Consider the following 22,742-nt stretch of genomic DNA (forward strand, 5'->3'; position numbering starts at 1 on the left):
TTTTTATTTTCCGATCTGGATTCTAACAACACCTAAACCATCTTTAAAATCATCTGCTTTTTCATATTTAGGCACTACGATTTCTTTTCCTTCTTTATCAATAAAACCATATTTCCCATCCAACTTTACCACAGCAATTCCGTCTTTAAACGATTCAATTGCATAATATTTAATTGGAGCAATTTCTTTTCCTGTTTTATCAATCAATCCGTATTTATTGCCTATTTTCACTTGAATTAAGTCATCATTTAAAACCATAAAATCGTATTTTATTGGAACGATTTCTTTTCCATCGTTATCCAAAATGCCATATTTATTTTCCTGCTTTACAATAGATACATTATCCTTAAAATAAAAATTCATATCGTACTTAACAGGCACTATAATTTTCCCTTCTTCACTAATTACTCCAAACTTATTATTAGATTCTACTACTGCAAAACCATCTTTAAAATTTTGAACTTGATCATAAATTGGAGGAACAACCTCTTTCCCAATCTGATCCACAATACCAAATTTGCCATTTAGTTTCACAACTGCAAATCGATCTGCAAAGTCAATTATTTCGTCATATTTCGGAGTTATTTCTTCTCCAACCACATCTATAAAACCCCATTTATTATTTAGTTTTACAGCTGTAATTTCTGGAGATAAAGTTTTTGCATCATCGTATTTTTTAGTTAGCAAAATATCTGAAGACTTGATTAAATATTGAGTTTTAGCATTTTTATTGCTTACAGTTACCCAATTCTGCTTATTAACTATTTCATCATAAATACAGCGAATTACTTCTTTCCCAGTTTTATCAACCACCCCGCTTTTGCCTTTTAATTGCACAACAGCAAACCCATTTTCAAAAGCAGTAATACCGTCGTATTTGCAAGGAACTATTTCTTTTCCTGTCTGATCAACAAAACCATATTTAAAAGTTTTGTCATTTGCCTGAGCAAAACCAACTTTTACAATCAGCATCAAAACCAACAAAATTATTCTCTTCATTATTTTAAATATTAAGCTATTTACAAAAGTCTGTGAAATCGGTTTTATCTATAACCTTCAAAAGTTTTTATTCTTTCACTTTAAAACAAATTAAAACAAAAAAAACCGATTTCAGATTTGAAATCGGTTTTCTATATTAACAAAATGTGATTTACTTTTCACATTTTACAAAATTCATTTTCTCAGATTAAATAAAGACGCTTAGAATAAAATAAACCAAACCTGCCAATAAAGCCGAAATTGGAATAGTTAAGATCCAAGCCCAGATTAAACTTACTGTAACCCCCCATCTAACGGCAGAAACACGTTTTGTTAATCCAACTCCAATAATAGATCCTGTAATAGTATGTGTTGTACTTACTGGAATTTTTAAGTGTTCTGTAAAGTAAAGTGTCAAAGCTCCTGCAGTTTCTGCTGCAACACCTTCAAACGAGCTTACTTTAGTGATTTTAGAACCCATTGTTTTCACAATTTTCCATCCACCACTCAAAGTTCCTGCTGCAATTGCAGAATAACACGCTAAGGGAATCCAGCTTGGCATTACACCTTTAATACCTGCATCATCATTCGGAAGCACAACATCTAACCAAGCATCCATATGAACTCCTGGATTAGTATTGATATATACTGCTACAGCTGCAGCAATAATACCCATTACTTTTTGAGAATCATTTCCTCCGTGGCCTAAACTAAATGCCGCAGAAGATAATAATTGCATTTTCTTTAAAGCAGCATCGGCCTGATGAAGATTTAAACTGCTGAATATTAAACAAAATGCACTAACTGTTAAAATAATAAAGGCAACTAAAAACCATTTAATATTATGAGAATCAAATACTACACTCCAAAAATGAGATTCGAAACGAGGTTTTCCATGCTCTACAATTTCTTCATAAGAAACCATTTGAACGTAAACAAACCAAATCGTTGCAAGCATTAAAGCTACAGTAAATATTTTTGGTCCGATACTTTTACGTGAAGCATTTAATAGCCAAATAGAAATCAAATAAGATGCAATAACTCCTAAAAGCGGTGCTAATACAATAAATGCAATAATAATGAGGACTCCCGAAGGCATTCCGCCATCTTTACCGGCCTTATACCAGCTTACAATTTCATACCAGTAGTGAGTTGCTCCGTCTTCTCCAACATATCCAGAGAAGCCATGAACTGCAATAGCGTGCGCTACAGCTGCTCCTGCAAAACCTCCAATTAAGGTATGCGAAGAACTTGAAGGGATTCCTAACCACCAAGTCAATAAATTCCAACAGATTGCTGCAATTACTCCGGCTAGGATAACAACAAGGTTAATTTCCATTGTGTGCGCTGTTTTGGCAACAGTATCCGCAACACCAAATCCAAAAACCCAATAAGCCAGAAAGTTAAAAAATGCTGCCCAGACAACCGCCTGAAAAGGTGTCAAAACCTTTGTTGCAACAACAGTCGCTATAGCATTTGCCGCATCATGAAAACCATTGATGTAATCAAAAATTAAGGCAAGTACTATAATTAATATAAGTAGCGTCATAAAATTATAACTTCAGAATGAAAAATTGAATTAAGAATGTTTTACAGAAATAGATTCTAGTATGTTCGCAACACTCTTACATTTGTCTGTTGCTGATTCTAAAACAGATAACACTTCTTTATATTTAATAATATTTTTAGCGTCTGTTTCGTTTTCAAAAATTTCAAAAACTGCTTTGTTATATACGTTATCAGACTTGTTTTCTAGTTTGTTGATTCTAGCACAAGCATCTTTAATAACTTTAAAGTTTTGTAAGTTTCTCAACTCTTTTACAGCACTGTCAATGTTTTGACAAGCTTCAAGGTTGATTTCTGTCATCTTTCTGATAGATTTTGTAATCTTATCAACTTGATACAATCTCATACGGCTAGATGCACCATGAAGGTAATCTGCAACGTTGTCAATTGAAGTAATTAACGTGTGAATGTCTTCTCTATCAAATGGAGTAATAAAGTTTCTGCTTAACTCAAGGTTAGTCTGACGTGTAATGTCTTCTCCTTTTTGTTCTAATTCGTCAATCTTTTGAAAAAGAATTTCTCTTTCTTTTAATGGTAAATTTACAGCTTCGTGTAAGTTAGAAGCTAATTCAATTAAATTGCTAGAAGCCTCTTCAAAAAGTGGAAAGAATTTTTTGTCTTTCGGCACTAAAAATTGGAAAATACTGTTTATTGACATTGTTTTATTTTTGATAGCGCAAAATTACCTTCAATAACACGTTTCAGTGTTAAGCCATTGTTAACAAATCGTTTTCAATTTGAAAACTCTCAAGGAATAACACCGTGTTTTCTATGTCATTATGTAAGATTCTGTCTTCTTTTACCAAAGGCACAACTTCTCTGTAGCTGTTTAAGAACATTTCAATGAAATCGCTTGATTTTAAAGGCTCTCTATAGGCAATTGCCTGAGAAGCATTTAATAATTCGATTGCCAAAATACGTTCCAAATTATCTAAAATACGTAAGGCTTTTGTAGCACCGTTTGCTCCCATGCTCACGTGGTCTTCCTGACCGTTGCTGGAAACAATACTATCGATACTAGCAGGTGTTGCTAATTGCTTGTTTTGACTTGCAATACTTGCTGCAGTATATTGCGGAATCATGAAACCTGAATTTAATCCTGGATTATCAACCAAAAATGCTGGTAGATTACGTAATCCTGAAATTAACTGATAGGTTCTTCTTTCAGAAATACTTCCTAATTCGGCCAAAGCAATTGCCATAAAGTCTAAAGCTAAAGCTAATGGCTGTCCGTGGAAATTTCCGCCAGAAATAATCTGATCGGCTTCTATAAATATATTAGGATTATCAGTTACCGAATTGATTTCTGTTTTGAATACTTTTCGAACATAATCAATTGCATCTTTTGAAGCTCCATGAACTTGTGGCATACAACGGAAAGAATACGGATCTTGAACGTGTTTCTTTTCCTGAGCGATAATTTCACTTCCGTCTAAGAATTCAGTTATTCTTTGTGCCGTTACGATTTGTCCTTTGTGCGGACGTATATAATGTATCAATTCGTTGAATGGCTCGATTCTTCCATCAAAACCTTCTAGAGAAATAGTTCCGATTAAATCTGCTAAATACGAATATTTATAAGCTTTAATTAAAATATGAGCTCCATAAGCACTCATAAACTGAGTTCCGTTCAATAAAGCCAAACCTTCTTTTGACTGTAAAACGATCGGTTCCCAATTAAAATGTTTTAAAACTTCAGCAGAAGCCACTTTTTTTCCTTCAAATAATACAATTCCTTCTCCAATTAATGGCAAAGACAAATGTGCCAAAGGAGCTAAATCTCCAGAAGCTCCAAGCGAACCTTGCGTGTAAATAATAGGCAGAATATCATTATTGTAAAAATCAACCAAACGCTGCAATGTGATTAGTTGAATTCCAGAATGTCCGTAACTTAAAGATTGGATTTTCAGTAAAAGCATCATTTTTACAATTTCGGCAGGAACTTCCTCACCAGTACCGCAAGAGTGCGATTTTACCAAGTTTTCTTGAAGCTTAGATAAGTTTTCGTTAGAGATTTTCACACTATATAAAGACCCGAAACCTGTATTGATACCGTAAATTGGTGCAGTATGCGATGCCATTTTCTTATCTAAATAATCGCGGCATTTCTGAACATTTACTTTAGCTTCCTCAGATAATTCAAGAATTTTGTTCTGACTTAAAATTTCTTGTAATGTTTCTAAAGTAATCGTTTCTGAACTTATATAATGGATCTCTCTCATGATGATTGTAAATTTTAAACGCCAAAATTCAACAAATCAATATTAAAAAGCAACATTTTATCACAATAATTAAGATTTCTTTAAAAGCGGTTTAACTATTTCAAATCGCTTTTCAGATCAAAATATACTGTTATATCTCATTTTTAAGGTCTTTTTGAGTTAAACATCAATCATTTGCACTGACTAAATTCCAAAAAAAAGCGATCCAAAATATATCAAAACATCAATTTAGCATATTCAATTTTAACAAATACTCAATATTGATTTATAGAGATTTGAATTATTAAAATATTCGTAAAAACGCCTTCTAAGTTTTTAACTCGTATAAAAAGCTGTACTTTTGAAAAATCAAAAATGAAAAGTAACAGCATAAAATATCAATCTACAATTATTACAACTCAAACAGGAGTTGCAATTGCTGCTACCATTATTACTACTACAACAACTACTACCCCTTAGGGGTATACATTTTTACATATAATCCTAGGTTACCTATACTTTTTTCTTGAAAGAAGAGAGTTATTGGATACATAAAAATATTTGCATCAAAAGAAAAAAAATATCACAAAATGAAAGTATTAAAATTTGGCGGAACTTCGGTTGCCAATGCTCAAAATATAAAACTCGTTCTCGAAATTGTCAATCAAAAATCTAAGCAGGATCAATTAGTTGTAGTAGTTTCTGCTCTTAGTAAAGTAACCGATTTATTGCAATCTGCGGCGGCAAAAGCAGCGGCAAACGACGAAAGCTTTAGAGATGTTGTGGCTGAAATCGAGAAAAAACACCTTGACACACTAAAAGAACTGATTCCTGTAAGCGAGCAAAGCAGTTTGTTAAGCCATGTAAAAAGAATCATTAACCATTTAGAAACTTTATTGGACGGGTGTTTCTTGCTTGGTGAATTATCTCCTAGAACTGCCGATACAATTTTAAGTTTTGGAGAATTGCTATCGTCATTCATTATTGCTAAAGCTTATGAGCAAATTAGTAAAGATGCGGTTTACAAAGACAGTCGAGAATTAATTAAAACAGATAATAACTTCGGAAAAGCAGCTGTAAACTTCGAAGTTTCAAATAAATTGATTCAGGAATATTTTGGTTCGAATGAAGCGAAAATCAATATCATGCCTGGATTTATAGCGCAGACTCTTGACGGAATCACTTCGACTTTAGGTCGCGGAGGTTCAGATTATACTGCTGCCATTATCGCTGGCGCAATCAATGCGGAACAATTGGAAATCTGGACTGACGTAAACGGTATGTTTACTGCCAACCCTAAAATTGTGAAACAAGCTCAGCCAATTGCAAACATTTCGTATCAAGAAGCGATGGAATTGTCGCATTTTGGTGCAAAAGTGTTGTATCCGCCAACAATTCAGCCTGTTTTAAGAAAAAACATTCCAATTTTAATCAAAAATACTTTTGAGCCAGAAGCTGAGGGAACTTTGATTTCGAATCAGGTTTCATCAAAAGATACTGTTGTAAAAGGAATTAGCCATATCGATCATATTTCGCTTTTAACGCTTGAAGGTCCAGGAATGATTGGAGTTGCGGGTTCTTCTAGACGTTTGTTTGAAGTTTTGTCTCAGGAAAAAATCAACGTAATTTTTATTACTCAAGCTTCTTCTGAGCATTCAATTTGTATCGGAATCCTGAATTCGGATGCTGATAATGCTGAAGCAGCAATTAATAGGGCTTTTGAAATCGAAATTTCTCAAAACAAAATCGATCCTTGTTATGTAGAAAAAGATCTTTGCATTATTGCTTTGGTAGGTGAAAACATGAAAAACCACCAAGGTTTAAGCGGAAGAATGTTTTCTACTTTAGGAAAAAATAACGTAAACATTCGTGCCATTGCGCAAGGTGCTTCTGAAAGAAACATTTCGACTGTAATTAACGAAAGAGATGTTAAAAAAGCATTGAATACTTTACACGAAAACTTCTTTGAAGAAAACACCAAACAGCTGAACTTATTTGTAATGGGAGTTGGAAATGTGGGAGAAAAATTCATCGAGCAGATCCACAACCAAAGAAAGTTTTTAAAAGATAATTTAAAGATCAACGTTCGCGTAATTGCTTTGTCTAATTCAAGAAAAATGGTATTTGATGAAGACGGAATTTCTTTAAAAAATTGGGATGCCGCTTTAAGCGAAGGCGAACCAGCAAGCATTGAAGAATTTATCAAAAAAGCAAAAGAGCTGAATTTACGTAACAGCATTTTTGTGGATATTACAGCAAACGCAACGGTTTCTGAAGCATACGAGAAATTCTTAAAAGAAAGTATTGCGGTTGTAACTTGCAATAAAATTGCTTGTTCATCTGCTTACGACAACTATAAAAAACTAAAAAGCTTATCACGCCAATACAATGCTCCTTTCTTATTTGAAACGAATGTTGGTGCTGGATTGCCAATTATCGATACGGTAAAAAACTTAATTGCATCTGGAGATAAAGTGCACAAAATTCAAGCAGTTTTATCTGGAAGTTTGAACTTTATTTTCAACAATTTTGACGAAAACAACTCTTTCCACGATGTGGTAAAAGAAGCTGGAGTTCAAGGCTTCACAGAACCAGATCCAAAAATCGATTTAAGCGGAATCGACGTAGCACGTAAAATCCTGATCTTAATTCGCGAAAGCGGTTACGAAATGGATATTGACGCCATTGCAAACGAATCGTTCCTGCCAGCAGAATGTTTAGCTACAACAAACAACGAAGATTTCTTTGCATCGTTAATCAAACACGCTTCGCATTTTGAAGGTATTTATAAAGAAGCTTTAACCAAAGATTCAAGATTGAAATACGTAGCGCAATTCGAAAACGGAAAAGCAAGCGTAGGTCTGCAATTCATTCCAAAAGATCATCCTTTCTACAATCTAGAAGGAAAAGACAATATCGTATTGTTCTACACAGATCGTTACGTAGATCAGCCTTTATTGATCAAAGGAGCCGGAGCTGGAGCTGCGGTGACTGCATCAGGAATTTTTGCAGACGTTATTAGAATAGGAAATATTTAAAGATGCTAAGGTTCTAAGATGCTAAGGTTCTGAGTTTTTTTTTAAAAAACTAATCTTAGCCTCTTAGAATCTCGAAACCTTAGAAACTAAAAAATAAAAAGTTGCTACAGAAACCTTAGAATCTTAGCATCTTAGAACCTCAGAACCTTAAAAATGGAAATTAAACTATTTTGCCCAGCAACAATCGCCAACCTCTCATGCGGATTTGACGTACTTGGACTTTGCTTAGACAATGCGGGCGATGAAATGATTGTTCGAAAAGTCGATCAAAAAGGAGTTCGAATCACTAAAATTATCGGTGCCGATTTGCCTTTGGAAACCGAGAAAAACGTTTCTGGAGTTGCGGCTTTGGCAATGTTGGAAACTTTGGACGAACTAGATTTTGGATTCGAAATCGAAATTTATAAAAACATAAAAGCCGGAAGCGGAATCGGAAGCAGTGCTGCAAGTTCTGCGGGAGCGGTTTTCGGAATTAATGAATTATTGGGAAGACCTTATTCTCGTAAAGATTTAGTTCAGTTTGCGATGCAGGGCGAAAAATTAGCCAGCGGAAACGCTCACGCCGACAACGTTGCTCCTGCCCTTTTAGGCGGATTTACTTTGGTAAGAAGCTACGCGCCACTTGATATTATAAGAATTGACAGCCCAGAGGAATTGTACGCAACGGTGGTTCACCCGCAAATTGAATTGAAAACTTCTGACGCCCGTTCGGTTTTAAAACAAAACGTTTCCCTAAAAAGCGCCATCATGCAATGGGGAAATGTAGGCGGACTTGTTGCAGGTCTTTACACCAAAGATTACGATTTAATCGGACGTTCGCTTCATGACGAAATCGTGGAACCTTTAAGAAGTGTTTTAATTCCTGGTTTTGACCAAATTAAACAAACGGCTTACGAAAACGGCGCTTTAGGTTCTGGAATTTCAGGTTCTGGCCCGTCAATCTTCGCTTTAAGCAGAGGAAAAGAAACCGCCGAAAAAATCGCAAAAGCCATGAGCGACGTTTACGAAAAAATGAATTTACCGTATGAAATTCACGTCTCGAAAATCAACCCTGATGGTGTCCGCGTGCTTTAGCACGGGACGCTGTAAGCAATAGGCTTTAAGCAATAAGCTTAAAACCTTTGCGAAAAATATAAAACCAAAAACAGCAATAAGCTATACACAACAATAGGAAAAAGCCTAAAGCTTAAAGCTTAATGCCTAAAGCATAAAATAATGAAATACTACAGTTTAAACCATAATGCCCCAAAAGTTTCTTTCCAAGAAGCTGTTATACAAGGATTAGCAACTGACAAAGGATTATATTTCCCAGAAAGCATCACACCGCTTGATCCTTCTTTTTTTGATAAAATCGAAAGTTTAAGCCACGAAGAAATTGCTTTTGAAGCGATAAAACAATTTGTTGGAGACGAAATTCCAACAGAAAAACTAAAAGAAATCATTGCCGAAACATTAGTTTTTGATTTCCCTGTGGTGAAAGTCGAAAACGGAATCTATTCGCTAGAATTATTTCACGGGCCAACAATGGCTTTTAAAGACGTTGGAGCGCGTTTTATGTCACGTTGTTTGGGCTATTTCAACAAAGACAAAAAAGACGCTAAAAATACTGTTTTAGTTGCTACATCTGGAGATACAGGCGGAGCCGTTGCAAGCGGATTTCTTGGCGTTGACGGCGTTGATGTTGTCATTTTATATCCGTCAGGAAAAGTGAGCGATATTCAGGAAAAACAATTGACTACTTTAGGGCAAAACATTAAAGCTCTTGAAGTTGACGGCGTTTTTGACGATTGTCAGGATATGGTAAAAAAAGCGTTTTTAGATGAAACTTTAGCACACAAAAACTTGACTTCTGCAAATTCTATTAATATTGCACGCTGGTTACCGCAAATGTTTTATTTCTTCTTTGCTTACAAAGCGTTGAAAAGCCAAAACAAACCATTAGTTTTCTCTTGCCCAAGCGGAAACTTCGGGAATATCTGCGCCGGAATTATGGCAAAAAAATTAGGTTTGCCAATTGAACATTTCGTAGCTTCTACAAACGTAAACGACACCGTGCCAAGATTCTTAGAAAACGGAAAATACGACCCGAAACCTTCTAAAGCAACAATCTCTAACGCCATGGACGTTGGTAACCCAAGCAACTTTATTAGAATTCAGGAATTGTACAACAATGATTTAAAAGCTTTCGAAAAAGACTTTTCTTCTTATAGTTATACGGATGAAGAAACGCTTGAAGCGCTAAAGAAAATCTACAACACAGACGGTTATATCGCAGAACCTCACGGTGCTGTTGGTTATTTAGGTTTGAAAAAAGAACTAGAAAAACACCCTAACGCCATTGGTATTTTCTTAGAAACGGCGCATCCTATTAAATTCTTAGATGTTGTGGAGCCTGCTTTAGGAATTACACTTCCTATTCCTGCTCAAATTGAGAGTGTTATTAATGAGGAGAAAGTAAGTGTGAAGATTAAGAGTTATGAGGAATTGAAGGAGTTCTTGGGTTAATGTTTTATCTCTTAGCAAAATTCTATACATAAACCGATTAAAATATTTAATCGGTTTTTTTATTTAAAATCTTTTTTTTTACATTCATTACAATACTTATTCTATTTAATACGAATTAATTTATATTTGAAAAAGAAAAGCATCCCATGAAAAAACCAGATCAGATAATTAAAATTGAAAATATTTTGAAAATTGTTCTTTCTGAATACACTTTAAAGGATTTTACGATTGGTTACATAGATAATAGAAACACATACGAAATCAATAATGTTGGAGAAATTATTGGTTTGAATTTAATAGGTAACAGTATAAATAATATTTATTTCCTAGAAGACCTCACTTCTTTAAAATCTTTAAGTTTAGCAAAAAATAAAATCTCTGACTTATCACCAATAAAAAATTTAAAATCATTAAAAAATTTAGATCTGGATCATAACGAAATCACGGATATTTCTGCCCTTAACAATTTAACAGAACTTGCTTCATTAATTATTTGGCACAATAAAATATCAAATATTTCAGCATTAAAGAATTTAAATAAATTATCATTTTTAGATCTTTCGTACAATCAAATATATGACATTTCAGTCATAAGCAATTTTTCGCAATTAATAGAATTAATTTTATGGGGAAATATCATAGATGATATATCAAGTCTTCGAGAACTAAATAATTTAAAAATTTTAAATCTCGGTTCAAATCATATAAACGACATATCATATTTAAAAAGTTTAAAAAACTTAAAAGAAATAAATTTAGAATATAATTTAATTTCAGATATCACAACATTATTAAAAATTAATAGTCTTGAAAATGTTTTGTTAAATGGAAATAAAAAAATTGCAGTGGACTTTCCTGCAGAAGTTCTTAATGCTGATTGGCAAGCAGTAAAGCTTTACTCTGAAAACTCAACAAAAAATGTTCCTTTTAAAAATGTGAAAATTTTATTATTAGGGAATCCAAACATAGGTAAATCAAATCTTTTAGAATATCTGGAAACAAATGAAATACCTCAAAAAAATGAATTAACACATGGGATTGTTTACAAAAAAATTACAAATAATGATATTAACTTCCATATTTGGGATTTTGGAGGCCAAGAATATTTCCATGCAACACACAAATTATTTTTCAGTCCAAATGCACTAAATATTGTTTTATGGGGTAAAAACCAAACAAGAATACAAGAAGAATTAAAAAATCAAAATTTCGATTTAGATTATTGGTTACGCACAATTGAACAATTAACTAAAATTGACATACCACAAGAAGTTTTAGTTATAGAAAACAAAACAGATTTAAATAATCCTAAATATAGTGCAACACCACAAAATCAAATCTCATATGTTGAAAATTATAAATCATTAAATATTTCATTTTTAGATTTTTGTTTAATTGAATTAAAAAAAACAGAAAACTTTAAAGATAGTTTTATCGAACTATCAAAAAAAATTATTTCAAATTTTAATTACCCTGCTTTTTTTGAAGTATTTTGGAAAAGAATTGAAAACTTAGATAAAGATTTTGTTACGATTGAAGAAATAAATAATAGACCCCGTATTGAAAATACTATATCAGCAGTAAAAATTTTTCATAATATGGGAATGCTTCTATACTTTCCTGATATTATAGCCAATAAAGTTTTTGTAAAACCTCAAGTTTTGCTTGAATTATTATACGAAAAGGTACTTGGACAAGACAAAAAGGATCGTCTAAGTAAAATTGAAATTCAAAATGCAATAATAGGAAACTCACTGCAGCTAAGTGTTGAAGAGATAATTAACCTATTGAAATACTTTGATTTATGCTTTGAGATAGACGAAGAAAAAAACACATACTTCATTCCTCAATATTTAAAAGAGCAAAATCCCTACGTAACAATTTTCGAAAAAAATACTTTCGAATTTTGTAATATAAAAGTTAGAGCAGATCATTACTTAATGAGTTTAGTAATGCTAAAAGTTTTTACAAGATACGGTAATAATGTAAAGAGTGAGGATAATAAAGAATACTTATTTTGGAATAATGGAATAATCATAGAAAAAGGAAGTCAAATACTAATGATAAAATTTGATCGAAATAATCAAACAATTGAATTATATCAATCCAAAAATTCTAATTTTAATTTACAAAGAGAGATTGTTGATTTTATATTAAACATACCTCATGTCGATGTAATAACAATTAAATCTAATTACTCTGAAACTTTTACTTGGAATATTAATTGGAAGTCAACTTATTTTAAAGTACTAATAAGTATAGATGGCGAATATTTTGTCCCATGGGAAAAATTAGAAAACGATCAAGAATTAACCCAAATTAAAGTACATAAAAAAACCACCTCAAATGGAATTATTGAGGAAAAAATCGAAGAAACAATCAGATTCAAGAAATTTTTAATTGATACCCCACAAGAAAACATCAAAACAAATATGGCAGAAAATGAAATTCAAAAGCCGATAATAAATAATATTAATAATTATCACGGTAGTGTAAATAATTATGGTACAATATCAAACAATACTGAACAAGCAATAGTTAACAATAATAATGGAACAACAACTTCTAGTAGTAAATCAGGTTTATCTGAAGCAGAAATAAAAGCTGTAAAAAAATGGAAGAATAAATCATTGTACCTACTTGCTTTTTCAATAATAATTACAGTTTTAGGATTTATAATTTATAAAGATGAACCAGTTTTTATAATGACAAAAAAAGATTGGACAAGCTTTAAAAGCAGTACATTAAACAACGTTATTCTTTTTTTTGCACCACTGGCTTGGAGCGGATGGATTTTAAAAATTGTATTTGACAGACATACTGACTCTTCAAAAGAAAATTCATTTATAGATTTACATAGAAAGAAAAACTAACAATTGGAAATAGTGCGAGCATCCCGCTATTAAACACTAAAAAACAAAAAAGAGACCTCATCAAAGGTCTCTTTCAATTTAATATATCTACAAAAACGTTTATTTCCCGTTCAATAACTTTTCCAAATACTCAACTTTATCTTTTTCAGCTTGCACCAAACGTTCGTAAAGTTCAACAACTTTATCTAAAGGATTAAAAGTACAATCTGTTGCAAAAATACTGCCCGTTGTAACAATATTATCATGAAAACTATTAAAGTAATTAATAACGCCTTCATCTGAAAAGTTTTTAATTGCTTCAACAGAAACGTCAAGAGCTTTTGCTACTTCAATTAATCTTTGTTCGTCAACCGTTTCGCTGTTTTCGATAGTTGAAACCATCTGCTGACTTATACCTAAAGCAATTGCCAGTGCATCCTGCTTCATATCTTTAAGCTCTCTAATACGGCTTATATTTCTGCCGATATGTTTTGGTTTTATTACTGTACTCATAATTCAAAGATATTTAAAATTCTTAAGGAAAAATAGATTTTTGTAAAAAACTAAGTTGTTTTTGTAAGATACTATTTCCATTATAAAGCAAAAATTCATAATCTGACAGTAAAAAATAAATATATTTGAAAACAAAACTATTCTCAAGTTTATCAAAATTTAAACAAAACAAAACTTTTATGCTTCAGGACTTAATAGACAACTACGAAAGCTTTGGTGACGCCTTAGTTACTGATATTCATTATCACAATGGATATGACTTTTTCAATAATACATTTGGGCATAACACCTTAAAAATATCAATCAGTTGCTTTAACAAAAACAGAAATTACAATCAAGAACTGATAACTATTCACTGTAACGAAGTGAGCCGTTTCATTTATGAAAAATGGGATGGAATGATTCTAGAAGCTCTTCTAAAAGAAGAAAACGGAGAATTTATCCTTGATTTCGCTCATGAAAACCCTCATCCCTATTTTATCGTAAAATGCAAAGAAATAACTTACGAGGTAATTGCACAAAAGTAAAAAGATTAAATATCGCTAATTAATGAGCGTATGAAAAACTTCTATTTCTTCGTTCCCAACAAATACAAAATCTTAGCCGGTCCAGATTTCACTTTTCCAACTTCCCAATTGAAACTTTCTTTATTATCTAATTTAGAAATTAATTCGTTCATTTCGTCAACAGAATAGGTTCTTAAAGACGAAACCACGCCATCCCACAAAACCAAAATGGGTACAATTGGAATTAGATACGTAAAAACAATTCTGCCAATTTTAAACGGACGAATAAAAGGCGTTGTCAGCAAAACAGAAATTGGCGAAAGTAGCATCGCTATAATACTTGGAGCGCTTCTCTCCTGCCCTTCAAAAATGGCAATCGAACTGTTTGTGTCAATTACATTCTGCAAAATCTGTTGAGCATCTTTGGGTTTAAAATGATGAAAAGACAAAAACTGTGTTCGAAGTCCTTTTAGGTTTTCGGGAACGTTTCTGGCATCGACAGAAGTTTTTACAAAATCGAAATTATCGGCTTGTTTTTGTGTATGTTCGAATGCCGGAATGTTAGGATAATAATCCGTCAGCAGGATTTTAAGATCGGGATTGTTTTTTTTGTAATTCGGCATTGAGCCAAATCAATCCGCCTCCACCGCCCGAAGCCAAATCTATAATTTGATTGGTTTGGCTTTCTTTTAAAGCTTTTTCAATTATGGGAACAATTCCTCTGTATATAGCAGTTTTATTAGAAAGAAACTGCAAAAAATCGGTCATGTAATTTCTAATAAATTCCGGAAGCCATTGCTGATCTTCAAACTCAAATAAGTGTATTCTGCTCATACTTTATTGATTTTGCGTTCTATACAAATTTCTAGAATTTTATTTAAATATTTACTTACATAAATTTAAAATCTTGTTTTTCATTTAGCATCAAATTGTAATTTTACATCTCACATTTTACAATTCACATTTTCACAACAAAATATGATTACAAAAGCAATACTAGAAGACATTCCAGCATTAACAACCTTAATAAATTCAGCTTACAGAGGCGAAACTTCTAAAAAAGGCTGGACAACCGAAGCGCATTTACTAGAAGGAAAAAGAACCGACGAACAGGTAATGACCGAAATCTTTCTTGATCCAAAAAATACAATTCTGAAATTTACAGAAAATGACAAAATCATCGGTTCGGTTTTATTGGTTGAAAAAGGACATCAATTGTATCTTGGAATGCTTACCGTTTCGCCAGAACTTCAAAACAGCGGAATCGGGAAAAAACTTTTGGCCGAAGCCGAAAATCATGCAAAATCTTTGGGATTATCGAGTATTATCATGACGGTAATTTCAGTTCGTGAAGAGCTTGTGGCGTGGTATAAACGTCATGGTTACGTAGATACAGGAAAACGTGAAGCTTTCCCTGAAAGTGAAATTCATACTACAGTTTCTGAAGTTCCTTTGGAGTTTATTTATTTGGAGAAAAGTATTTAAGTTTTTTTGCCACGAAGGCGCGAAGACACGAAGTTTTTTTAATCTCGCAATCCCGATAGCTATCGGGAGCAAAGTCGCGAAGTTTTTTTTGACCTTATAAAACATTCAATAAATGAACATACAGCTTTTCTCTAAAAAAAACACTAAACCCTCTATTTGGAGCGGCGGATTGACATATGAATATATGATTTATCCAAAAACAGCAAATTACGCTGATAGAGATTTTGCATTTAGAATAAGCAGTGCTACAATAGAGCAAACGCCTTCAGAATTTACCAAATTTAAAGGCTATCACCGATATCTGGTTATGCTCGATAACGACTTAGATGTTGAGGTAAACAAAGAAAAAAAGGCGCATGAGAAGTATGAAATCATGGAATTTAATTCGGATGATGAAGTAACTTCTTTCACCAAAGGCACTGATTTTAATTGGATGGTTTCTGAAAAAATATCCCGCCATAAACTGGAAATAGCAAATGGCAATCAGAATTGTAATGCTGAAATAGTGATTTTATTTTCTTTCAATGAAACAGTTATTACAATTGATGAGAAGCCGTACCATTTAGAACCTTATGATGTATTGGTTATTGAAAATGATGAAAAGAAAAATATAATACTTCATTTTTCTACTGAATGCCTTTTTGGAATATTGGATTTTTAATCAAGTTTTTTTTGCCGCGAAGGCGCGAAGACTCGAAGTTTTTATTTTTAATCTCGCAATCCCTATAGCTATCGGGAGCAAAGACGCGAAGCTTTTTGATAAAGTTTCCATGCAGTTTGTCATTTCGACGAAGGAGAAATCTTCGCGAGAAGCTCGACAAAGATTGGATTATCATTGCGGAGTTACTTGCGAAGATTTCTCCTTCGTCGAAATGACAAAAAATGAGAATAAAACTTTGCGCCTCTGCTCTCGATGACTATCGGGATTGCGAGATTTTTTTAAGCAACGTGAGACGCACCGCAGTGCGTCTCTACAGAAAAACCTTTGTCACTTTGCATCTCTGCACCTTTGAACCTCAAAAACTAAGAAACCGTTCTCTTAATCTTCGAAAGAAACTCGTGCGAAACGCCTAAATAGGAAGAAAGATTCTTATTGTTTATCGAAGTTACCTTTTGCGGGTAACGTTCTTTAAAATCCAAATAACGCTGTTTTGAGGTTTTATGGAGCACATCTAAAAGACGCTGCTGAATAGCGACATTGGCACGCTCAATCATCAAGACATGAAACTTAATTAGTTTTGGAATTACAGCAAACAAATACGCTTTCTGCATTTTATTGATAACTACTATTTCGCTGTCTTCTATGGCTTTAATATTGTATGTCGTTGGTTTCTGATGGTAAAAACTTTCCAGATCGCATATCCATTCATTTTCGAATGAGAAAAAAATGACGGTTTCTGTTCCGTTTTCGTTCAGAATATAGGTTTTGAAAGATCCCTTCAAAATAAATCCTTCATAACTGCTATTCGAATTCTGAACTTGTAGGAATTGATTTTTCTTAAGTTTAATGAGTTCTGCTTTGGAAACAATAATATTCCATTCTTCATCTGTGAGCGGAATCTTTCGCTCAATGTTGGTTCTTAGTAGGTTGTACATCTTGTGGTTTTTGTGGTTTTTGGTGAGGTTAAATTTGTTTTTTCAACTCATTATTAATTAGGGGCTTAAATTAATGTAATCGATTACGTAAAAATAGACATAAAATACATTTTTGTAAATTTAGAAGTGTTAAAAAAACATATTTCATAGATTTTTTTACGAAAGTTTGAACTTGTTCAACTTTTTTCCTACAAATAATATTGAGTTTTGCGTTGTTAACTTATTAAATAACCAAACTTTAATTATGAACTTAAAATCAACACTTTCAATGTTCGCTGTAACATTGATTTTCGGATTTACGGCATGTAACTCTGAAGAAATCGCTTCAAACACAGAAGCAAGTATTCAATCAACAAACGAAACAGCGATTGATGCTTCTGCAACCAATCCGACTGGTAAAATCGGAAACTGCGCTGAGGTGCCAGGATGGGCTTCTCAAAACGGCGGAACAACTGGCGGTGGTTCTGCTGCCGAAACTACAGTTACCACTTATGCTCAACTGAAATCGGCCGTAGAAAACACGGCTGTAAAAGTGATTAAGGTTTCAGGCACCATCACAATTACAGCTAGATTGTCTTTTCAGGATCAAACTGGAAAAACTATTTATGGCGCAAGCGGTGCTAAATTAGTTTCTACTGACCAAACTAAAGACGGTTCTGGAATTTTCAATATCAAACGATGCAAAAACATCATCATCAGAAACTTGATTTTTGAAGGCCCTGGTGCTTACGATACTGACGGATGGGATAATGCTGTTCTAGACGAATGTACAAATGTTTGGATAGACCACTGCGAATTTAGAGATGGTGTTGACGGAAACTTCGACATCAAAAACAAATCAGATTATATTTCGGTTACGTACACTAAATTCCATTACCTAAAACCTCCAAAAGCGGGCGGTTCTGGAGGATCAGATGATCATAGATATTCAAATTTAATTGGTTCAAGCGATGGCGCAACTGCTGATCGCGGAAAATTAAGAATCACTTTTGCAAGATGCTGGTGGGCTCCAGGCTGTAGAGAAAGAATGCCAAGAGTGCGTTTTGGACAAGTGCATATTCTAAACAGTTTCTTTAACAGCACCGTAAGCAATAAATGTATTGCTGCAGGATTTGAAGCAAACATTCGCGTAGAAAGCAATGTTTTTGAAGGCGTAAAAAACCCAATCGAATTAATGACTGGCTTTACAGCCGTTACTTCTACGAGCAATATATTTACAAGTGTAACAGGAACTCAAGCTGGAAGCGGAACTGCTTTTACTCCGCCATATTCTATCGTAAAATTGGCTAATACTGCCGTTAAAGCTGATATTTCTGCAAATGCAGGACCTACTTTAGGCGGTAATGTTTGTGGTTCTTTCTAAAAAGAATCACCATTAAAAATAAGTTATTTTTAGTTTTTAAACCACGAATTGCATTTAGATGTAGTTCGTGGTTTTTATTTTCTTGCCACGAGGACGCGAAGACACTAAGTTTTTTTTAATCTCGCAAAGTCGATAGCTATGCAAGCCGAAGCACAAAGATTTTTCACGCAGATTTAAAAAGATTTAAGCAGATCCAAATAGATATTTATCAAATTAAATCTGCCTGAATCTGCGAAATCTGCGTGAAAAAAAATCATTTTAATCCATTTAATCTGTGGCAAACAAATAGACGCACTGCAGTGCGTCTCTACAGAAAAACCTTTGTCCCTTTGAACCTCTGCTCCTTTGAACCTTCTTAAAGAACTAACTCTTCAAACAAACGCTGAATCGTTTTCTCCAAATCCTGAGTCAATCCAGGATGAGGTCTTGAGGTTTGAATTGCAGAACTCCTAATTGCCGTTAACCATCTAAAACGTTCTGGAATCTCAAATTCGGCAATTGGACCGCCGTCTTTGGCTCCGTTGGCGATTTTTACTAACGAAGTCAGGTTACATTCTAACTGTTCGACATCAAAATCGACAGAAAGGGCTTGTATTTTTTCTTTATTTAAATGAAAAAGAACCTTTATAAATTTGGCTTTTTTGCAAAACAAAATAATTCCGATATTCAGGAATTCTTCGCGCTCTACCCTTGGCACAACGCGAATCACAGCATATTCGTATAAGTGGTTATCTTGCATTTTGCGCCTGATTTACAAATATTTCTGAATTCTCTAATCGTGTTTTTAAAAACTGCAGATACACATTTCGCAATCCTTCTGGAGTTTCGTCTGCGTCTTCCCATTGCAGCCAATCTAGCGGAATTGTATTGACAATTTCTTCTAAAACTTCTGGCGTTAGCAACGCTTTAAATTCAGCATCAACTTCTTTTAAAAGTGACGCCTGAGGCAATAAAACGTGATCTTTTATCAATGCGAATGGACTTTTAGCATGCTGTTCCCAGTTATGCCAAGAATGATGAAAATACAAACATGCACCATGATCGATCAGCCATAATTCTTTATGCCAAATCAGCATATTTGTGTTTCTGAAAGTTCTGTCTACGTTTGTGATATAAGCATCTAGCCAAACAATCTGAGAAGCCAATTTAGCATCTACGGTTGTTACAGCAGGATCAAAAGTAATGGCTCCAGATAAAAAGTGTAACGCTAAGTTTAATCCTTGGCTTCCTTGCAATAAATCCTGAATTTCTTCATCGGCTTCCGTTCTTCCGAAAGCTTCGTCGAGATTGGCGAATACTAATTCTGGCAATTGCAGTTTTAAGGCTTTTGCTATTTGTCCGCCAACTAATTCGGCAATTAAGGCTTTTACGCCGTGTCCGGCACCTCTAAATTTTAATACGTATTTAAAATCGTCATCGGCTTCTGCTAATGCGGGTAAAGAACCGCCTTCGCGCAGTGGCGTTATATATCGCATGACGTTTACTGTTCTTAAGTCGAAGTTGTTTTTCATTTTTTTTAAGATTCTAAGATTCTAAGAAACTAAGTTGCTAAGTCTCTAATCTTGGATGTTACAAACTTAATGATTTTTGATTTTAGATTTTTCCTTTCACGCAGATTCAAAAAGATTTGAGCAGATCTTGGCAGATTTACTCTCATTTTTTGTCATCCTGAGGAACGAAGGATCACACTCAGGATTCGATAAAAATTGGAGATATTCTGTGCGGAGTCTCTTGTGTAATCCTTCGTTCCTCAGGATGACAAAACGTACAACTAATTATCTAATTGACACATTCTCTAATTCTCTAATTCAAGAAAAGCTTTTCCTAGATATTTAATAATTGTAGAAGCGGTAAAAGACTCATAACCTGTTTTAGGCAAAGCCAAATCGGCTGTTAATCCGTGGAGGTAGACGCCCATTTTGGAAGCATATTTGGGTTCGTAGCCTTGTGCTAGAAGACTAGTGAGAATTCCCGTTAGAACGTCGCCACTTCCTGCGGTTGCAAGTGCTGCGTTACCACTTGTGTTTTCGTAAACTGAAGTTCTATTGATGATGTAAGTTGGCGCGCCTTTCATAACTACAATGACTTTGTATTTTTCTGAAAAAGCAATTGTTTTTTGGAATTTCTCGGCTTCTGAATTCCACTTTCCTATCAAACGTTCTAATTCTTTTGGATGTGGCGTTAAGATGGTGTCTTCTGGAACTAATTCTAACCAAGATAAGTTTTCTGAGATAATATTCAACGCATCGGCATCTAGAACCAAAGGCGCTTTATTGACTCTTAAAAATTCAAACAAGGCTTTTTGTGTTCCGAGCTCCTTCCCTATTCCAGGTCCGATTCCTACTGCTTGCGGAATTAAAGGTAAATGTATATTGGTTATAAAATTCACGTTTTCATCGGTTGTCACCATTACTTCTGGAATGGAGATTTGAAGTATTTGATAACCGCATTTGGGAACAAAAGCTGTTACGAGTCCGCAGCCTGTTTTGAGGCAGGATTTTGAGGCCAAAACAGCTGCTCCTATTTTGCCATAACTTCCGGCAATAATCACCGCATGACCTTGTGTTCCTTTATGACTTTGAGGATTTACGGGTTTGTATAATTTCTGAATCTCTTCTTTATTAATTAAATACAGTGATTTCATTTGAATACTTTTATATAATAAAATTACGCAAAAAATCGAAATCCTGATTGTTCTTTTGAAAACGACAGCCTTAGCCCTGATTACTTCACTATATTTTATTTTTTTATTGGAGTTCAGTGAACTTCATTTGCAGCGGCATCGTTTTGCTTTTTTCTTTAAAAAGCAAAAGATATAGCGGATAGCAGGAAATAGCTCCTAATTATTGCGAAATTTATAATTTAAGCTCTTTTAATTTGATATTTTTTAAATAGATTTGCAAAACAATTTTATAAAACAACACAATGAAAAATACTGCGCTTACGCACATACATGAAGGTTTAGGAGCAAAAATGCTTCCTTTTGCTGGTTACAATATGCCTATTACTTATGAAGGGGTTAATGCAGAACACGAAACGGTTCGTAATGGTGTGGGCGTTTTTGACGTTTCGCACATGGGTGAATTTTTGTTAACGGGTCCAAATGCCCTGGCTTTGATTCAGAAAGTGACTTCAAACGATGCTTCTACTTTGACGATCGGAAGAGCACAATATTCTTGTCTTCCAAATAACGAAGGCGGAATTGTTGACGATTTGATTATTTATAAAATGAAAGAGGAAGAGTATTTACTCGTTGTAAATGCTTCTAACATTGAAAAAGACTGGAACTGGATTACTTCTCACAATGATTTAGGAGTTGAAATGAAGAATCTTTCTGACGAATATTCTTTATTGGCAATTCAAGGGCCAAAAGCAGTTGAAGCTATGCAGTCTCTAACTTCTGTAGATTTGTCTGCAATTACATATTACCATTTTGAAGTAGCAGATTTTGCTGGTTTTAGCGATGTTATTATTTCAGCTACAGGTTATACTGGTTCTGGCGGATTTGAGATTTACTGCAAAAATGCAGATGCTGAAGCTATTTGGAACAAAGTCTTTGAAGCTGGAACTTCTTTTGGCATTAAGCCAATTGGTCTTGCTGCTCGTGATACTTTACGTTTAGAAATGGGATTCTGCCTTTACGGAAATGACATTAACGATACAACTTCTCCGCTTGAAGCTGGTTTAGGATGGATTACAAAATTTACTAAAGATTTTACTAATTCTGAGGCGCTTAAAAAACAAAAAGAAGCAGGTGTTACTAGAAAATTAATTGCTTTTGAAATGCAGGAGCGTGCCGTGCCAAGACACGATTACGAAATTGTTGATGGTTCTGGAGCGGTAATCGGAATTGTAACTTCTGGAACTATGTCTCCTTCTATGAATAAAGGAATTGGTTTAGGATATGTAACCGTTGCAAACAGTGCAGTTGACAGCGATATTTTTATTAGAATCAGAAAAAATGATGTTCCTGCAAAAGTGGTAAAATTACCTTTTTACAAGAAATAAGTTTTTGACTTTATAATTTTAAAGAATGCGTTACGGTTGTAACGCATTTTTTTTGCTTTAAAATAAGCAAATTCAAGTTAAATTATTTGGTTCGCGTTCGTTTAACGATGAAAAACTTTTCGTTGTCGATA

At 33.9% G+C, this 22,742-nt stretch carries 20 protein-coding genes; 9 read left to right on the forward strand and 11 right to left on the reverse strand.

Going from position 1 to position 22,742, the window contains the following annotated elements; translation table 11 throughout:
• Nucleotides 1-3: 3 nt before the first annotated feature.
• From AAYQ05_RS11820 to hutH, 4 genes are all read right to left on the reverse strand, one after another.
• Complete coding sequence (locus AAYQ05_RS11820; protein ID WP_343543530.1) at nt 4-999, reverse strand: WG repeat-containing protein; 996 nt, start codon at nt 997-999, stop codon at nt 4-6.
• Nucleotides 1,000-1,186: 187 nt separating this feature from the next.
• Nucleotides 1,187-2,527, reverse strand: a complete 1,341-nt coding sequence (locus AAYQ05_RS11825; protein WP_343543531.1) for an inorganic phosphate transporter — start codon at nt 2,525-2,527, stop codon at nt 1,187-1,189.
• A 30-nt stretch (nt 2,528-2,557) separates the two neighbouring features.
• On the reverse strand, nt 2,558-3,202 hold the full coding sequence (locus AAYQ05_RS11830) for a DUF47 domain-containing protein (protein WP_008462731.1): 645 nt from the start codon (nt 3,200-3,202) through the stop codon (nt 2,558-2,560).
• Between the two features lie 49 nt (nt 3,203-3,251).
• Nucleotides 3,252-4,766, reverse strand: a complete 1,515-nt coding sequence (hutH, locus tag AAYQ05_RS11835; protein WP_343543535.1) for a histidine ammonia-lyase — start codon at nt 4,764-4,766, stop codon at nt 3,252-3,254.
• 569 nt (nt 4,767-5,335) lie between these two features.
• Between hutH and thrA the strand changes: the two genes are divergently transcribed.
• The 4 genes from thrA to AAYQ05_RS11855 all read left to right on the forward strand — a co-directional run bounded on the left by thrA (nt 5,336) and on the right by AAYQ05_RS11855 (nt 13,161).
• Nucleotides 5,336-7,783 (forward strand): bifunctional aspartate kinase/homoserine dehydrogenase I, encoded by a 2,448-nt coding sequence (gene thrA / locus AAYQ05_RS11840; protein WP_343543537.1) that lies wholly within the window; start codon nt 5,336-5,338, stop codon nt 7,781-7,783.
• Nucleotides 7,784-7,936: 153 nt separating this feature from the next.
• Nucleotides 7,937-8,857: a homoserine kinase gene (locus AAYQ05_RS11845; protein WP_343543538.1), complete on the forward strand. Its 921-nt coding sequence runs from the start codon at nt 7,937-7,939 to the stop codon at nt 8,855-8,857.
• 141 nt (nt 8,858-8,998) lie between these two features.
• Nucleotides 8,999-10,288 (forward strand): threonine synthase, encoded by a 1,290-nt coding sequence (gene thrC / locus AAYQ05_RS11850; protein ID WP_343543539.1) that lies wholly within the window; start codon nt 8,999-9,001, stop codon nt 10,286-10,288.
• A gap of 146 nt (nt 10,289-10,434) precedes the next feature.
• Nucleotides 10,435-13,161, forward strand: coding sequence for a leucine-rich repeat domain-containing protein (locus AAYQ05_RS11855; RefSeq protein WP_343543541.1), 2,727 nt, complete (start codon nt 10,435-10,437; stop codon nt 13,159-13,161).
• Nucleotides 13,162-13,260: 99 nt separating this feature from the next.
• On the opposite strand, the gene AAYQ05_RS11860 is transcribed toward AAYQ05_RS11855, so the two are convergent.
• On the reverse strand, nt 13,261-13,653 hold the full coding sequence (locus AAYQ05_RS11860; RefSeq protein ID WP_343543543.1) for a helix-turn-helix domain-containing protein: 393 nt from the start codon (nt 13,651-13,653) through the stop codon (nt 13,261-13,263).
• 125 nt (nt 13,654-13,778) lie between these two features.
• Between AAYQ05_RS11860 and AAYQ05_RS11865 the strand changes: the two genes are divergently transcribed.
• Complete coding sequence (locus AAYQ05_RS11865; RefSeq protein WP_343543545.1) at nt 13,779-14,180, forward strand: hypothetical protein; 402 nt, start codon at nt 13,779-13,781, stop codon at nt 14,178-14,180.
• A 41-nt stretch (nt 14,181-14,221) separates the two neighbouring features.
• Here the strand turns inward: AAYQ05_RS11865 and AAYQ05_RS11870 are convergent, their stop codons facing one another.
• A complete protein-coding gene (locus AAYQ05_RS11870; protein WP_343543546.1) occupies nt 14,222-14,782 on the reverse strand; it encodes a hypothetical protein in 561 nt (186 codons plus the stop codon).
• Nucleotides 14,748-14,993 (reverse strand): hypothetical protein, encoded by a 246-nt coding sequence (locus tag AAYQ05_RS11875; RefSeq protein WP_343543547.1) that lies wholly within the window; start codon nt 14,991-14,993, stop codon nt 14,748-14,750. Before AAYQ05_RS11875 ends, AAYQ05_RS11870 begins: the two co-directional genes overlap by 35 nt.
• A 144-nt stretch (nt 14,994-15,137) precedes the next feature.
• On the opposite strand from AAYQ05_RS11875, the gene AAYQ05_RS11880 reads away from it, so the two are divergent.
• Together AAYQ05_RS11880 and AAYQ05_RS11885 are read left to right on the forward strand one after the other, a co-directional pair.
• Nucleotides 15,138-15,644 carry a GNAT family N-acetyltransferase gene (locus AAYQ05_RS11880; protein ID WP_343543548.1) on the forward strand — a complete coding sequence of 169 codons (507 nt, stop codon included), beginning with the start codon at nt 15,138-15,140 and terminating at the stop codon, nt 15,642-15,644.
• A gap of 112 nt (nt 15,645-15,756) precedes the next feature.
• Nucleotides 15,757-16,305, forward strand: coding sequence for a HutD family protein (locus AAYQ05_RS11885; RefSeq protein WP_343543549.1), 549 nt, complete (start codon nt 15,757-15,759; stop codon nt 16,303-16,305).
• A gap of 362 nt (nt 16,306-16,667) precedes the next feature.
• On the opposite strand, the gene AAYQ05_RS11890 is transcribed toward AAYQ05_RS11885, so the two are convergent.
• Complete coding sequence (locus tag AAYQ05_RS11890) at nt 16,668-17,240, reverse strand: Crp/Fnr family transcriptional regulator (RefSeq protein WP_343543551.1); 573 nt, start codon at nt 17,238-17,240, stop codon at nt 16,668-16,670.
• A 244-nt stretch (nt 17,241-17,484) separates the two neighbouring features.
• Between AAYQ05_RS11890 and AAYQ05_RS11895 the strand changes: the two genes are divergently transcribed.
• Nucleotides 17,485-18,603, forward strand: a complete 1,119-nt coding sequence (locus AAYQ05_RS11895) for a pectate lyase family protein (protein WP_343543552.1) — start codon at nt 17,485-17,487, stop codon at nt 18,601-18,603.
• A 355-nt stretch (nt 18,604-18,958) separates the two neighbouring features.
• On the opposite strand, the gene AAYQ05_RS11900 is transcribed toward AAYQ05_RS11895, so the two are convergent.
• From AAYQ05_RS11900 to AAYQ05_RS11910, 3 genes are all read right to left on the reverse strand, one after another.
• Nucleotides 18,959-19,342: a DUF3037 domain-containing protein gene (locus tag AAYQ05_RS11900; RefSeq protein WP_343543553.1), complete on the reverse strand. Its 384-nt coding sequence runs from the start codon at nt 19,340-19,342 to the stop codon at nt 18,959-18,961.
• Complete coding sequence (locus tag AAYQ05_RS11905; RefSeq protein WP_343543554.1) at nt 19,332-20,114, reverse strand: HipA family kinase; 783 nt, start codon at nt 20,112-20,114, stop codon at nt 19,332-19,334. The genes AAYQ05_RS11900 and AAYQ05_RS11905 overlap by 11 nt, the downstream gene beginning before the upstream one ends.
• A gap of 284 nt (nt 20,115-20,398) precedes the next feature.
• Entirely contained in the window at nt 20,399-21,247 is an 849-nt protein-coding gene (locus AAYQ05_RS11910) for an NAD(P)H-hydrate dehydratase (RefSeq protein WP_343543556.1), read from the reverse strand.
• A 281-nt stretch (nt 21,248-21,528) separates the two neighbouring features.
• Here AAYQ05_RS11910 and gcvT point away from each other — a divergent pair, with 281 nt between their 5' ends.
• The gene (gene gcvT / locus AAYQ05_RS11915; RefSeq protein ID WP_343543557.1) at nt 21,529-22,611 is read left to right on the forward strand and encodes a glycine cleavage system aminomethyltransferase GcvT; all 1,083 of its coding nucleotides are present in this window, start codon (nt 21,529-21,531) and stop codon (nt 22,609-22,611) included.
• Nucleotides 22,612-22,742: the final 131 nt, after the last annotated feature.

It is taken from the genome of Flavobacterium movens, assembly GCF_039581425.1.
Taxonomy (GTDB): domain Bacteria; phylum Bacteroidota; class Bacteroidia; order Flavobacteriales; family Flavobacteriaceae; genus Flavobacterium; species Flavobacterium luteolum.

Excerpts from the sequence above, each read along its gene's own strand:
- AAYQ05_RS11820 (WP_343543530.1), bottom strand. The coding sequence starts at position 999 with ATGAAGAGAATAATTTTGTTGGTTTTGATGCTGATTGTAAAAGTTGGT.
- AAYQ05_RS11825 (WP_343543531.1), bottom strand. The coding sequence starts at position 2,527 with ATGACGCTACTTATATTAATTATAGTACTTGCCTTAATTTTTGATTAC.
- AAYQ05_RS11830 (WP_008462731.1), bottom strand. The coding sequence starts at position 3,202 with ATGTCAATAAACAGTATTTTCCAATTTTTAGTGCCGAAAGACAAAAAA.
- hutH (WP_343543535.1), bottom strand. The coding sequence starts at position 4,766 with ATGAGAGAGATCCATTATATAAGTTCAGAAACGATTACTTTAGAAACA.
- thrA (WP_343543537.1), top strand. The coding sequence starts at position 5,336 with ATGAAAGTATTAAAATTTGGCGGAACTTCGGTTGCCAATGCTCAAAAT.
- AAYQ05_RS11845 (WP_343543538.1), top strand. The coding sequence starts at position 7,937 with ATGGAAATTAAACTATTTTGCCCAGCAACAATCGCCAACCTCTCATGC.
- thrC (WP_343543539.1), top strand. The coding sequence starts at position 8,999 with ATGAAATACTACAGTTTAAACCATAATGCCCCAAAAGTTTCTTTCCAA.
- AAYQ05_RS11855 (WP_343543541.1), top strand. The coding sequence starts at position 10,435 with ATGAAAAAACCAGATCAGATAATTAAAATTGAAAATATTTTGAAAATT.
- AAYQ05_RS11860 (WP_343543543.1), bottom strand. The coding sequence starts at position 13,653 with ATGAGTACAGTAATAAAACCAAAACATATCGGCAGAAATATAAGCCGT.
- AAYQ05_RS11870 (WP_343543546.1), bottom strand. The coding sequence starts at position 14,782 with ATGCCGAATTACAAAAAAAACAATCCCGATCTTAAAATCCTGCTGACG.
- AAYQ05_RS11875 (WP_343543547.1), bottom strand. The coding sequence starts at position 14,993 with ATGAGCAGAATACACTTATTTGAGTTTGAAGATCAGCAATGGCTTCCG.
- AAYQ05_RS11880 (WP_343543548.1), top strand. The coding sequence starts at position 15,138 with ATGATTACAAAAGCAATACTAGAAGACATTCCAGCATTAACAACCTTA.
- AAYQ05_RS11885 (WP_343543549.1), top strand. The coding sequence starts at position 15,757 with ATGAACATACAGCTTTTCTCTAAAAAAAACACTAAACCCTCTATTTGG.
- AAYQ05_RS11890 (WP_343543551.1), bottom strand. The coding sequence starts at position 17,240 with ATGTACAACCTACTAAGAACCAACATTGAGCGAAAGATTCCGCTCACA.
- AAYQ05_RS11895 (WP_343543552.1), top strand. The coding sequence starts at position 17,485 with ATGAACTTAAAATCAACACTTTCAATGTTCGCTGTAACATTGATTTTC.
- AAYQ05_RS11900 (WP_343543553.1), bottom strand. The coding sequence starts at position 19,342 with ATGCAAGATAACCACTTATACGAATATGCTGTGATTCGCGTTGTGCCA.
- AAYQ05_RS11905 (WP_343543554.1), bottom strand. The coding sequence starts at position 20,114 with ATGAAAAACAACTTCGACTTAAGAACAGTAAACGTCATGCGATATATA.
- AAYQ05_RS11910 (WP_343543556.1), bottom strand. The coding sequence starts at position 21,247 with ATGAAATCACTGTATTTAATTAATAAAGAAGAGATTCAGAAATTATAC.
- gcvT (WP_343543557.1), top strand. The coding sequence starts at position 21,529 with ATGAAAAATACTGCGCTTACGCACATACATGAAGGTTTAGGAGCAAAA.